Below are 12,706 nucleotides of genomic sequence, written 5' to 3'. Positions count from 1 at the left end.
TCAGTACTAAAATTTGTTATATTCATGATAAGAAATACTGTTCTCTTCTCCCGATACCACTGTAATGAATTGATATATAGATAATAGACAGGATGGTGCAGGATGCTTCTGTTTGTGTTTGTGGGTAGATTAGTTAACACAAAATTAATCTCATGAAAAAACCATTACTATCTAAGCAAACTCTTACATCATTGCTATTTTGTGGATTATCATTATCCTCTATAGATTTGAGTGCGCAGACATTGGCATTTCCGGAAGCGACCGGTTTTGGCAGATATACAACGGGAGCGAGAGGTGCTGCAAATCCTCAGATTTATCTGGTTACCAATTTGAATGACAGCGGTCCGGGATCATTCCGGGATGCGGTGAGTCAGCCGGGGCGATTTGTGATATTTAAAGTTGGAGGGATTGTTAATTTACAGTCAGTTGTTGCTGTAGCGGCTAATACAACGATTGCAGGACAAACAGCTCCGGGAGAAGGAATCGTGTTTTTGGGACCAAGAGTTTCCTTTACAGGAGCCAATAATACCATTGCCCGGTATCTCCGTATCCGTTATGGCGGGACATCCCAAAATCAGGATGCATCAGGAATAGCCAACGGTGCCAATATTATTTTAGATCACATGACCTTTACGTGGGGAACAGACGAAGTATTTTCTGTAAACTGGGACAATAATGGGACAAGTCCGGATAATATAACGATTCAGAACTCGATTATAGGACAGGGAATGCACCGTCACAATCACTCTGCGGGAGGATTGATGCAGCCTCCTCCGGGCGGGAAGATAAGTTTGATCGGAAATTTATACATCTGTAACAAAACCCGTAATAATAAAATAAAAGGAATCAACGAGTTTGTAAACAACGTCGTTTACAATTGGGGAAATTACGGAAATACCTATGGACACACACAATCCGGTGAGGCATATATTATGGGAGGAGATTCAGCGGGAAGTTCTTTTGCCAATATCATTAATAATTATTTTATCGGAGGTCCCAATACAAGCAGTACGGTTACTACACCATTTAGTGTAGGAAATGCCAACTTCAATTTGTATGGTTCCGGAAATTATTTTGACAATAACAAAAACGGAGCTTTAGATGGCACTTTAGTTCCTCAGGATTTAACAGGATATCCTGTGGGAGATCCGGCAGCAATACTGGCAACGCCATATGATTATCCTATGAAAAATCCGACATTAACTGCTCAGGCTGCCTACGATAAAATTATTTCAGGTGCAGGTGCATCGTATCCCAGAAGGGATCAGGTGGACGGTTTGATGATTTCAGATCTGATGTCAAAAGGAACGACTGCAACTTATGTGTATGTACAGACAGATTTAACGACTCAATTTGGCTTTACCAATGGTGGGGCAGGGCACGTTTATGGAGCGCCGGCTCCTTTGGATACGGATAATGACGGAATGCCGGATGCCTGGGAAACGGCCAATGGCCTGAACCCGAATGTTTTTGATGCTTTGGCAGTAAGCACAACGCATGCTCCTTATCTGAATATTGAGGTTTATATTAATAATTTACCGAATGCAATTCCTCCGGATTTTATTATTCCACCAACGAATCTGAATTTCACTAATGCGCTTACCACAATAACACCGGCTGCCAGTTCTTTAGCGGTGAATTGGAGTGATAATGCCGCCAATGAAACCAATTATATAGTAGAACGTTCTACGGATGGTACTACTTTTTCAGTTATTGCAACACTTGGAGCTAATACCACGACTTATAATGATACGGGTTTAACACCAAACACTCCATATTATTACAGGGTGAAAGCAACAAACGCTACAGAATCTTCTGTTTATACTTCAAACGTTTCCGTAACGACACCACCGATTCCATCAGCTCCTACAAAAGCGGTAAATCCAATTCCTGCAAATAATAATACCAATGTAGAATTATCGAGTGGCAACCTGCTTTTAAAATGGACAGGAAGTCCAAACACAACGACATATACGGTATATTTCGGAACAGATCCTCTTAATTTAAATAATATCGCTACGGTTCCTTATAGTGCGACACCGTCATATCAGCTTAGTAGTTTAAATACTACAACCAATTATTATTGGAGAATTGATGCTTCCAATTCGCTCGGTTCTGTAACGGGAGACGTATGGACTTTCCGTGCATTGACACCGAGCCTGGTGGGGAACTGGCCATTTGCAGAAGCACCTTCAGCAGGAGCACAGATTGCAGATGTATCTTCTTATGCCAACAACGGAACATTAGATGTAGCCTATGATAATGCCAATGTAAGAGTAGCCGGAAAAGAAAACAATGCCCTCGATCTGGCCACTTCACCAAATAATATGTACATCGCAAGTATTCCTCATCAGAATCAGATTTCATTTGATAATCAATCTTTTACTGTTTCTTACTGGATGAAAGCACCGACAAGCATGATTCCATCGTCTTCCTCTACAAGTCTTTATGTATTATGTAAAGGTTCGTTTACTAAAAATACGACAACAGGAGCAACAGGAAAACGTTTTAATGTAGAGATCAAAGGAGGTCAGCTGCGATATGCGATCGATGATGATGTGACGAAAAAGGAAATCACTTCACCAATAGCCAATTATTTTACGGGCAACTGGGTGCATGTCGTGATTCAGAGAGATGTCGTTGCACATAAAATGAGAATTTATACCAATGGTGCATTAAGTACTGAAGGAGACGAAACGGCTGTTACAGGCATAGGTGAAGCCAGTGATCTTATCATCGGAAACATCGGTGAACTTGAATTTTTGTCAACCGCCAACGCGCCGGCTCCCTATAAAGGTGCATTTGATGAGCTTAAAATGTTCAATTATGCATTGTCTGCAACGGAAATATATGCTTTATACAATCAGGCGGTATTGGGAAATGAAGAATTCAGTATCAGCAAAAATGCCGGAACGGTTTATCCGAATCCTGTGAAAGACCAGATTTTTATTCAGCTTCCTGATTATAAAAAATCAACTTTAACAGCGACATTAATTGATATGGCCGGAAGAATTATTGTAAAGGAAAAAATAAATTCCAACGGACAGGGAGTTTTTAATTTAAATATTGCCAACAAAAAAATATCAGGAAACTACATACTCAATGTTTCAGGAGAAAATTTGAATAGTAATTTTAAAGTTATTGGTAAATAATTTGATTTCGGAAGGCTCTATTGATAATAACGAGTGTCATTTCATTGCGAAAAACACTCGAACTGACGAAACTTTAAACTTAGATTAATAAATCAAAAATCTAGATAATTTATATTTGTAAAAAAGAAGCTGTCTCAAAAATGAGGCAGCTTTTTTTATTATAATTAAATCTTTTGAAATCAAATTATTAATGCCAATCATATCCGCAATGCCTGCATTGTTTTGCATAAGGTGTGCGTGCAAGCTTATTACATTTGGGACAATTGTTGAAAAATACTTTTTCCGGTGTGTCGGTCATGATTCGTTTTGCCACATTTAATTCAAATTCTTCGTAGCCGTTTTGTAAAAGGCTGACTACTTCAGGATCAGAACTAATCCATCCTTTTTCTAACATCAGATTTCGCATAATATGATTGTCAGCTGATTTGAAAGTGTACATATGATGCTTTAACGCAAACTTTTCACGATCAGTCATTAAGTTACTAAAGTAATTTCTGATATAAATTGCTGTTTCTTTATCCACAATGATAAGTTTTTAAACCTGATTTAGCGTTAAAGGTAGAAAATTTCTTTATTGTGTTCCTCAGAGTTCCTATATTTTTATCACCCGCTTATACAACTTCAACACCTTTTTGACCTTGCGTTTCAAAAGCAATTTATTACTTGCTTCGATGATCTTTTTAGAGCAGTATTCAGGGGAGTTGTTGGATAACCGGGCGTATTCATCAGCAATGATTTTTATAATATCCGGATCGGTAGTTAATCTGGCAAAATTTTTCAGGCGTTTGTCGAGAGGAATATTTTCGTGAAAATTCATCCTGTTCAAATCTACCATGTAAATGCAGTATTTATCATTTTCTTTTCGGATCAAAAAATTGTTGGGAGAATTATCAAGAAACTGAATGCCATCGTTATGCAGACGATACAGCAGCAGCGTATATTCTTTAATAATTCTTTCCCTGTCAGGAAACGAATGGTTGCCCAAAACCTCTGTCAGTGTCCATGAATCCTTCAGTTGTTCGCTGATGTAAAAGCTGGATGTTAAACCAATAAAATCATGATTTTCAACATACGCGATAGGTTTTGGCGTGTAATAATTTTTACTTAAAAGAAGGTGCGCATATTCAAACGAACGTCTGGCTTTAGATTTTCGGTAAAATTTATAGACGTGACGGTTGATAATATTATGTTGTTTAAAGGATTTGAAATTTAAAATCAAACCATTAAAATCAAAGAATTTAATAATATTCCTGGAGCCGTTTCCAATAAGGGTTCCGTCGTTTTTGAAGTTTTCTAAAATACGGAGAATATCATATTTGAATTGAGATAAATCTTCAGCAAAAATCGATTTCATATCTTTATTAAAATTAAATATGGTTTATAGTCTGACGCAGTAAATTCATGATAGCATTATTGTCTACCTGGCCTGTATTCACGGAAAAGCTTCTGTTGCCGTAAGGTTGATAAGCACGCTCATCAGTCACTGAAAACAACCCGACCGTAGGTGTTCCGGAGGCACTTGCCAAATGCATTACCCCGTTATCAGCGGCGATAAATAGGGCAGAAGCAGCAATAAAACCACCCATCTCACGGATATCCGTGCTGTAAAAAAACGGAATCGTAAAATTGAGTTTCGATATATTTTCAACAGGTAAAAGTTCCACAATATTGTAATCCGGAAATTCCTGTTTCAATTGACTGTAAAATTTTCCCCACCATTCTTCGGAATAGCATTTTTCTCCCGTAGCATTGGTAAAAAGGCAGATCGTAGGTTTGTCGTTTTTCACCAGGTCAGCAAGTTTTTTCCTGCCGGCTTCCAGTTCTGCATCAGTTAATTTCAAATCCAAAGACGGGATTTCACCGGTGTTTTCTGGCATTCCGAGTTGTAATAAAAATTGTCTTAAATTGTAGACTGTATTTTTAGCAGAATGATGATAATCTGGATGTTTCGTGGAAAAAGCTTCATCAAATTCACCAAACAGCTTGTATTTTGAGTTGGCAAAAAGGGTCGATAATCTTCCCGATGATGAACCAAAATTGGCATTGATCACCAGATCATATTTTTTTGTTTTAATGACAAACCAGCCTTTTATATATTTTAAAAGATTGCTAAAGGGTTTTTTGGGAAGCTGGATAATCTTGTCAATATTGGAGTAGTTTTGATAAATGATGGGAGTGATGCCCCCTTTCACAAACAGATCGATTTTACTATCCGGAAAAGTGTTGATGACTTCTTGTACCAGTGGCGTGAGGAGAAGTAAATTTCCCAGCCTGTGATTGGGTCTGGATATCAATATCTTCTTTATCGCAACATCATTTTTATTATTGATATCGAAATTTGATTTTCCAATGTTTTTGGTCAAATTCCGCATTACAGACCTTCTAATAGCGTTAACACTCTTAGGAACTTTCATAAAATAGAATATTAAGTAAAAAGAGGACAATTTAGTTAAAATTATATTACGAATTAGTTATTTAAACGTAAATTTTAATCACAATTGTTTATATGAGTGATAGATATTAATTATTGAAAAAGATGTTGATTAACCTTTTAATAATGGATATTTCGTGAGTTATCATGGAGTGAATATGTCAATACCAATTTCCAAATTTGTCTATATAGATAAGAATCAATGATATTGTGTCGAAAATGGCATGTGAAACGATAGTAATCCAAAGATTATTATTAAATTTTTTATATAAAATACTCCAGAAAAGTCCCCCTAAAACAGCCGATACGATACCGAAAATATCCTGCTGCCAGTGATAAAGCCCGAACAATACGCTTGTGATAATGATGCTCCACAGCACAGCAAATTTCCTGAAAAATCTTTTTTCCAACAGATTCTGAATGTATCCGCGGAACACAACTTCTTCATAAAACCCGCCTATGAGCAACGCCGCAGCGATGACCATGAGCAGATTTGAAATGCTTTTTCTGATAAAATTGTATTCCGTATAATCCGGAACAACAAAGAAATGTTTTATAAAAGGAATATAAGCCAATTGCATGAAACCGAGCCAGAATAAAGCCGAAGCTATGCCTATTAGAACAGCTTTTCCGGTAAATCCGTTTCCGGAAAGTCCGATATCCTGAAATGTATTTCCTTCGTTACGCAGCAAAAACCAGATGAAAAGAAAGCAGACAACAGCATATGAATAAAAAGGTAAAGGAACAAAATGAGGAAAAAGCAATAGGAAACCTATTACGCTCACATCTTTGATTGTTCTAAGTATTTTATTATTCATATTTACTTTATAATTTTTGAATTAATGTCTTAAGCAAATTATTATATTTGCCGCGCGTTTTTTAACCGCGCTTATTCGTTAAACATGTTCTAAATTAATATCTTACTATTTATAATTCAATAAAATTAAAAAAAATAAAGAGCTAAAACGAAAACATTTTCAAAATAATAGTCTAAGCATAATATCTTTTTTTCTCTCTATATTCGCCTAATAGTAAAGGCTTTACCATATATTTAAAATAAATGGTACATTTCAGGGGCATTTTTGTTTTGTATGTTTTCATCTTCTGACTAAATTTGTAGTAAATTTAAATTTATGAACTATACTCTTGAGCTCAATACGCAGGAACCCGGATCTAATATTGTTTTTAATACAATCGTATTTGATGCTTTCAAGGTTAATATAATTGAAAGATACTTGGGGCGGATGAATTTCAACCCTACATTATACAACGTTTTGTTTAAGGTAAGGACGCTTGACAACAACCTTATTCACAAAAGAGACGGTAATGTAAGGGTGAAAATTAAAGGGGAAGACTTTGACGTTTACCAGAAATTGGTACAGGTTCTGAATTCTTATGAATATAAAAATAAACTGATCAACAGGCAGGAAGCCGAGCAGAATTATGTTCATTTTATTTTAAGCCTTGTGATCGCCAATTATCAGCTTACCTAATTTTTTATTAGCCAGGAAATTTTATAAATAAAATCGGCATAGCCTTTGAACGTTTACAGGCAGGATTATTTGGTATTCATTTATCAAATGATTTTTCACCATTAATACCAGCCTTATGAATAACAAAACAGTTCTTGAAACAGCAAATGCCGCAATATCGCGGGGTGATCATGAAACCTTTCTTACATTCTGCACAGATTCGGTACAATGGATATTCGTCGGAGACAGAGTACTTTCGGGAAAAGAAGAAGTACGCCGATACTTGTCCGAAACTTACAAAATACCGCCAAAGTTTGACGTTGATTTGATGATTGCAGAACGAGATTACGTAACGGCTGTAGGCAAAATAAGCCTAAGTGAAAATGACAAATGGACAGAATACGATTACTGCGACGTCTGGAAGTTTGAAAACGGACTGATGGCTGAATTGAAAGCTTTCGTTGTCGAAAAATAATGATTTTGAGATTCGGAACCATTACATTTTACAAATCCATAATCCATTTATTAAGATCAGTATTGGTGTCGAGTCCTAATTTCTTTTTAATTCTGTATTTTTTTGTTTCTATGGTACGTACAGAAATATTTTCATACTGTACGATTTCCTTGTTGGTGAGATTTAATTTAATCAATGCACAAATTCGAAGATCGTTGGTGGTAAGAATCTGTGGTCTTTTAATATATCATTATTACTGTTAAAATACTTTAAGAATGCTTTTTTAAATTCAAAAACCCTTTAAATACAAAGATTTAAAGGGCTCCAACTAATAACACGTCAAATAAAATAGTTGAAAATGACTATTTGAAAGCTGTTTACCCAGGGATGATTAGTAAACAGTCGAACGAAGTTGGATAGTAAAATTTGAAACTACCAATACTTTTTAATCCATTTGTAAAGTGTTGTTTTAGGGATTTTATATTCTTCTATTATTTGTTTTTTTGTTTTTTCTTCAGATTTTAATAGTTCTAAGATGAATTCAATAATTTCAATGGTATAAATGTTTTTCCGGAACGTTGGAAGTTCGGTTTCCTTTTGTTTTGTCTTTTGATGGAAATCGGGAGAAGATGGAGGCGAGTATAATAAAAGATGCTGCGAATAGATCCTGAAAAAATCATAACCCAGCAGTTTACTCCATTTTAGAAGAGATTCCGAATCTATAGACTTGCTGAGGTACATTTTTGTGATATCTTCTTCATTGCATTGGAAAAAATTAACAATTCTATCAATAGAAGTTTCTGTTTCTTTCACTCTTTTATCTATGAGTTCACCGATATGAATATTTTTAAATAACATAATATAGACTGAGGTTTGATATTTTCTGACTTTTTTTTGAACAAATGCTAAGGAAAAAGTTTAAAATTCCTTTCAAAGATTAAGGGAGCCGTCAGGGAATACGGCTCCTTTCTTTTCACCTGTTGTGTTTTTAGAATCGTAAAATTTGCGAAATCATAATTTGTGTTGTTTCAGATGAAAAGTACTTTTAACCTTTCTGTTTTTATTAAATAAGAAAATCAATTATTGTCTGAAATTGATATTATAAAGACCTGAACGAATGCTGTAATAGTCTTTAAAAATAAATTTTATAATCATTTTCCACTTTTTTAATGTCGGTGCATTGGCGATCTCAAAGCTGCGGTGCATTCTTCTGATGTGCAGTTTGATATCATCGTGAATTTCATTTTCTTTTTCCACCCAATCCCTGATCTCTTTCCATAATAAAATTCTGGTAGAAGCGGGGTTTATTTTTTTGGTATCTACTTTGGTAATTCTATTATTTTCGTGAACACCTCTTACGACAATAGCTTTGTCTAAAATACCGGGATAGAGATCCAGATAAAAGGACAATCGGAAAAGGAATTCTGTGTCTTCATGATATCTCAGATGAGGTTTGAATAGAGAATCTATTTTCCTCAGCAGAGCTTCTTTCCGGATCGTTAAGGCATCAAGCGTGAAAAGTCCAAAACTTCCCAGCATATTCAGCTGTCCCGGCAAAACATCCTTTGGATGATATTTCCTATAGACCGTTGTCAGGCGATTTTTAAAAATGCTGTAATACTGCTCCTTTGCCTTCTGCGTATAATACTGTACTCCTAATGCTCCGTAGACACCTTCTACTTTCGGTTCTTTGAAAAGTTCTTTTTCAGCGTTGAACCGGTTGGGAAGGTAATAATCATCAGCGTCCAGGAAAGCGATGAAATCTCCTGTAGAGTTTTTTATTCCTAAATTCCTGCTTTCTCCGGGGCCGTGATTTTTTTTATCGGGATGCTGAAATAATCTTACTCTGTCGTATTTTTCCGCGAGATCATGGCAAACCTGCAAGGCATTATCCGGTGATCCGTCTTCTATTAATAACACTTCACATACTTCCTGAAACTGTAAGGCCGATTCTACGGCATTGGCAACATATTTTTCGGCATTATAAACAGGAATGACTACAGAGATTTTCATTTTCATCAATAAAAAAGTGGGAACTGATTGAATTTCGTGATATGATTATTATGTTTTTTTGGGAATAATCTGCAATTAATCTTCCGATAACCGGGCAATTTTTCCATAGAAATTTTTTACTTTGATTTCGTAAACTTTTTCACTTTTAAAAAATAATAATAACATTGTTTTTCTCCCGAACCAGCCATTATCTATGATATAAGTCCAGATATTATTCGGATAAAAGTTAAACTCTTGTCCCATTTCGTAAACAATTTGTTTTTTATCTCTACCCATTAAATGTTGATAGTGGTTTTTCTTTTTCATATTATTTCCTTCTGGTCATGAAGATTGTAGATGGTCTGTTATGGGGGCACAACAGACCATTCTACGTCGGAACCAAGCTTGTACAGAATCTAAATACTGTATAGCAGGAATCTTCTTGGGGGCTTGTCTATGAATGATCTATTTAAGTCTTTTGATAGAAATAGCTATTCTCCTGATATCATCGGATGGTGTGGTTGTATTATTGTTATCTATCACAGGATAATAATTGGCTCTGTACCAATGATTATTTACCCATAGATCCACAGTTTCTATTTCTGTATGACTTGTAGAAGGTGATGTATAGCTCGCAGGGACACTGCTTGTCGTCATATTTAATCCATATCCGTTGTAGATACCGTCATCCAGGTTAATAAATTGATTTGGTCCTAGTAATACGTTATTGGATCCATAGTTTTGAACACTAGACATTGCAGAAAAGTTAACTTTTAAATTACCTCCGGAAACGTTTACCAGACGCGGTATAGCCGAAATTGTACCAGCACCTGTGACATTGTTTATAAAATAAAAATCAAATCTCATTCCATCCATTACAGGAACATCCGCTGCATAATTACTAAGGTAGTTCGTTGGAATAGATGCAGTTTCGTCTAGTCCTCCGCTACCGATATTTGCAGGTGCTTCTCCAGACCAGTTTACCTCTTGTCCTACGGAAATTGAGCTGCCTGCGCCAATGGTAGTACTACAGGTCTGACCTCCAATAGTAATCGTAAAAGTAGTCGTAGAAGGGCTGCTGACAGTAGGGGTTCCGGAAATGGTATAATTGAGGGTTCCTGAGCCGTTTGCAAAATTTCCTCCGTTTAACGTAGCAGTAAGTCCGTTTACAGGTCCTATCGTCTGGCTCTGATATACACCGCCGTTACCACCGGTATACGGAATGCTCATTGTTCCCGTATACGGAACACCGGATGCATAGGTATTGGGAGTAAGGGAAACCGAATTACATGCTAATGCTCCTACAGTACCAACATCCAGAGAAGAATTATCGAATGATCTCCATTCTGTTCCGTTCCAGAAAACATATCCTTTGTAAGTAAAAGTAGGCTGGGTACCCAGGTTGTATACTAATAATCCTACTGCAGGATTTGGAACCGTAGTGACATCTGTACGTGATGACAATGACATTCTGGGAGCCAAGATTCCTTTGTTGGTAGAAGTAATATCTAAAATTGCAGAAGCATGGGGAGCTGTTGTTCCGATTCCTATACTTCCATTTTGCATTACGGTGAAGTCATTGGCTTGCTGTGCTGCTGTAGGAACTCCGGTAGTTGCATTGTCTTTTGCTGCATCTATATTAAAGATACCTTGAGGGTTTGAAGTGTTTATTCCTACTTGCCCAAATGCAGCAACTGATAATACGCTAAATGGTAATAATAATTTTATTTTTTTCATGTATTGATGATTTTTTTAATTTTTAATGAATGTTTATTCGTTGAGTTTTTTTGTTTTTTAAAAATTTTAAGGCGGATGTGTCATAGAAGATTTGTGTTTGAATTACTGTTGCAAATTTATTCTGTACAATAAATCAAAATCGGCGACTGGTAATCAATTTCAGAAATCATTTTATCTTTTAAAGTGCTGGTAATCAATTTTTTAATTAAGTTATTAAAATGTATGTAATTTGTAGTTTAATTGTTTGTATGATCAACTTGAATAAACTATTTAAAATCAGTAGTAAATATTTATTTCAAATGATATGAGAGTAAACAGAAATCTACCCGTGTTTCATAGCGATGTATTCTGAGGGAGTCATATTTTCAAACTGCTTGAAAACCCGGTTGAAAGTAGACTGGTTAGAAAATCCCGCTTCCGTGTAGATATACATTAAAGTGATTCTTTGCAGGTTGCTTTCTTCCAGAAGCTTTTTAACATGATTAATCCTGTGGAAATTCAAAAAGGTATTGAAGTTGGAGTAGTTGTTGGCTCTCAGGGCTTTAGCGATATATTTGCTGTTGACGTCCAATTCGATGCATAGCTTTGAAATATTAAACTTGTCATCTTTAAAGAGCATTTTTCCTTTCACAACTTCTTCTATTTTTTCAAATAACTGATGATAACTTTCAGATTCTGAATTCTTTGTTCTTACCAGATATTTTTTTTCAAATTGCAGGAAGAACTCTGCTTTTCTTATTTTATCGGTATAATAAATTTCTAGCAAGATGATAAGTATATTGGAAACTATTAATAATGTGTCGGTAAGGACAATACTTTGCCTGGAAATGGTGAGTGAAAAACTAAAGAAATAGACAATAATATATTCCGCAATGATGATGAACAGACCATATAAAGTGAATGCAATGATATCTTTTTTAGTAGGGAAAAATATATAAACACCAAGCGGGAGGGGTAAAAGCCACACAAAACTCATGACGGAGACATTCCAGAAATACACCATGATGAATATGATATAAATGGGAGATAAGATGAAATAACAGCGCACAAACTTATCCAGACTGTTGCTTTTTCGGGCGATGAGATAAGCTGTAGAAGTGAGAACCAACCCTCCGGCAATGTAGTAAGCCAGGAAGTTATTGTATTGAATAAATGTATAAATCAACATATATATAAGAAAAATGATGATCATAAGCAGGAGATACTTATGAACAAATTCTCTTTTTAATCTTTCTTTTTCCTGATAGGTGATATATTGCTTATTCATGAATGAAATTAATGATTAGTTAGTTTTCAATTAAAAATGTTTTGAGAAATTTGACTGCATCCGAATTCCGAAATTACAAGGCATATTCTGATTTAAAATTCTTATTCCAATCTGAGTTGCATAAAACTCTTCTTAATGATTTGTTGTTGGCAAAACTATCATGAGTTTTCTTTTTCTCAAAAAAAGCTGATATTACACAGG

At 35.6% G+C, this 12,706-nt stretch carries 13 protein-coding genes; 3 read left to right on the top strand and 10 right to left on the bottom strand.

What is annotated here, in order from left to right; translation table 11 throughout:
- Nucleotides 1-152 precede the first annotated feature (152 nt).
- Nucleotides 153-3,152, top strand: coding sequence for a LamG-like jellyroll fold domain-containing protein (locus BMX24_RS09320; RefSeq protein WP_089791845.1), 3,000 nt, complete (start codon nt 153-155; stop codon nt 3,150-3,152).
- 187 nt (nt 3,153-3,339) lie between these two features.
- On the opposite strand, the gene BMX24_RS09315 is transcribed toward BMX24_RS09320, so the two are convergent.
- From BMX24_RS09315 to BMX24_RS09300, 4 genes are all read right to left on the bottom strand, one after another.
- Nucleotides 3,340-3,675: a hypothetical protein gene (locus BMX24_RS09315; RefSeq protein WP_089791843.1), complete on the bottom strand. Its 336-nt coding sequence runs from the start codon at nt 3,673-3,675 to the stop codon at nt 3,340-3,342.
- Between the two features lie 69 nt (nt 3,676-3,744).
- A complete protein-coding gene (locus BMX24_RS09310; protein WP_089791841.1) occupies nt 3,745-4,506 on the bottom strand; it encodes a lipopolysaccharide kinase InaA family protein in 762 nt (253 codons plus the stop codon).
- 13 nt (nt 4,507-4,519) lie between these two features.
- Nucleotides 4,520-5,566, bottom strand: a complete 1,047-nt coding sequence (locus BMX24_RS09305; protein WP_089791839.1) for a glycosyltransferase family 9 protein — start codon at nt 5,564-5,566, stop codon at nt 4,520-4,522.
- Between the two features lie 178 nt (nt 5,567-5,744).
- Complete coding sequence (locus BMX24_RS09300) at nt 5,745-6,401, bottom strand: CPBP family intramembrane glutamic endopeptidase (RefSeq protein WP_089791837.1); 657 nt, start codon at nt 6,399-6,401, stop codon at nt 5,745-5,747.
- A gap of 315 nt (nt 6,402-6,716) precedes the next feature.
- Between BMX24_RS09300 and BMX24_RS09295 the strand changes: the two genes are divergently transcribed.
- On the top strand, nt 6,717-7,076 hold the full coding sequence (locus BMX24_RS09295) for a prevent-host-death protein (RefSeq protein WP_089791836.1): 360 nt from the start codon (nt 6,717-6,719) through the stop codon (nt 7,074-7,076).
- 115 nt (nt 7,077-7,191) lie between these two features.
- A complete protein-coding gene (locus tag BMX24_RS09290) occupies nt 7,192-7,530 on the top strand; it encodes a nuclear transport factor 2 family protein (protein WP_089791834.1) in 339 nt (112 codons plus the stop codon).
- Nucleotides 7,531-7,558: 28 nt separating this feature from the next.
- Here BMX24_RS09290 and BMX24_RS09285 read toward each other — a convergent pair whose 3' ends face one another.
- The 6 genes from BMX24_RS09285 to BMX24_RS09260 all read right to left on the bottom strand — a co-directional run bounded on the left by BMX24_RS09285 (nt 7,559) and on the right by BMX24_RS09260 (nt 12,505).
- Entirely contained in the window at nt 7,559-7,738 is a 180-nt protein-coding gene (locus BMX24_RS09285; protein ID WP_228404809.1) for a helix-turn-helix transcriptional regulator, read from the bottom strand.
- A gap of 203 nt (nt 7,739-7,941) precedes the next feature.
- Nucleotides 7,942-8,367, bottom strand: coding sequence for a transposase (locus tag BMX24_RS09280; protein ID WP_089791830.1), 426 nt, complete (start codon nt 8,365-8,367; stop codon nt 7,942-7,944).
- Nucleotides 8,368-8,589: 222 nt separating this feature from the next.
- Entirely contained in the window at nt 8,590-9,528 is a 939-nt protein-coding gene (locus tag BMX24_RS09275; protein WP_228404763.1) for a glycosyltransferase family 2 protein, read from the bottom strand.
- Between the two features lie 69 nt (nt 9,529-9,597).
- Nucleotides 9,598-9,828, bottom strand: coding sequence for a hypothetical protein (locus BMX24_RS09270; protein WP_089791828.1), 231 nt, complete (start codon nt 9,826-9,828; stop codon nt 9,598-9,600).
- 138 nt (nt 9,829-9,966) lie between these two features.
- Nucleotides 9,967-11,238 (bottom strand): hypothetical protein, encoded by a 1,272-nt coding sequence (locus tag BMX24_RS09265; RefSeq protein ID WP_089791826.1) that lies wholly within the window; start codon nt 11,236-11,238, stop codon nt 9,967-9,969.
- A 322-nt stretch (nt 11,239-11,560) separates the two neighbouring features.
- On the bottom strand, nt 11,561-12,505 hold the full coding sequence (locus BMX24_RS09260; RefSeq protein ID WP_089791824.1) for a helix-turn-helix domain-containing protein: 945 nt from the start codon (nt 12,503-12,505) through the stop codon (nt 11,561-11,563).
- Between the last annotated feature and the right edge of the window lie 201 nt (nt 12,506-12,706).

The sequence above is a fragment of the Chryseobacterium wanjuense genome (assembly GCF_900111495.1).
Taxonomy (GTDB): domain Bacteria; phylum Bacteroidota; class Bacteroidia; order Flavobacteriales; family Weeksellaceae; genus Chryseobacterium; species Chryseobacterium wanjuense.
Note: the sequence above shows the minus strand (reverse complement) of the source record. Positions and strands in the feature narration are given on the sequence as shown.

Excerpts from the sequence above, each read along its gene's own strand:
- BMX24_RS09320 (WP_089791845.1), top strand. The coding sequence starts at position 153 with ATGAAAAAACCATTACTATCTAAGCAAACTCTTACATCATTGCTATTT.
- BMX24_RS09310 (WP_089791841.1), bottom strand. The coding sequence starts at position 4,506 with ATGAAATCGATTTTTGCTGAAGATTTATCTCAATTCAAATATGATATT.
- BMX24_RS09305 (WP_089791839.1), bottom strand. The coding sequence starts at position 5,566 with ATGAAAGTTCCTAAGAGTGTTAACGCTATTAGAAGGTCTGTAATGCGG.
- BMX24_RS09300 (WP_089791837.1), bottom strand. The coding sequence starts at position 6,401 with ATGAATAATAAAATACTTAGAACAATCAAAGATGTGAGCGTAATAGGT.
- BMX24_RS09295 (WP_089791836.1), top strand. The coding sequence starts at position 6,717 with ATGAACTATACTCTTGAGCTCAATACGCAGGAACCCGGATCTAATATT.
- BMX24_RS09290 (WP_089791834.1), top strand. The coding sequence starts at position 7,192 with ATGAATAACAAAACAGTTCTTGAAACAGCAAATGCCGCAATATCGCGG.
- BMX24_RS09280 (WP_089791830.1), bottom strand. The coding sequence starts at position 8,367 with ATGTTATTTAAAAATATTCATATCGGTGAACTCATAGATAAAAGAGTG.
- BMX24_RS09275 (WP_228404763.1), bottom strand. The coding sequence starts at position 9,528 with ATGAAAATGAAAATCTCTGTAGTCATTCCTGTTTATAATGCCGAAAAA.
- BMX24_RS09270 (WP_089791828.1), bottom strand. The coding sequence starts at position 9,828 with ATGAAAAAGAAAAACCACTATCAACATTTAATGGGTAGAGATAAAAAA.
- BMX24_RS09265 (WP_089791826.1), bottom strand. The coding sequence starts at position 11,238 with ATGAAAAAAATAAAATTATTATTACCATTTAGCGTATTATCAGTTGCT.
- BMX24_RS09260 (WP_089791824.1), bottom strand. The coding sequence starts at position 12,505 with ATGAATAAGCAATATATCACCTATCAGGAAAAAGAAAGATTAAAAAGA.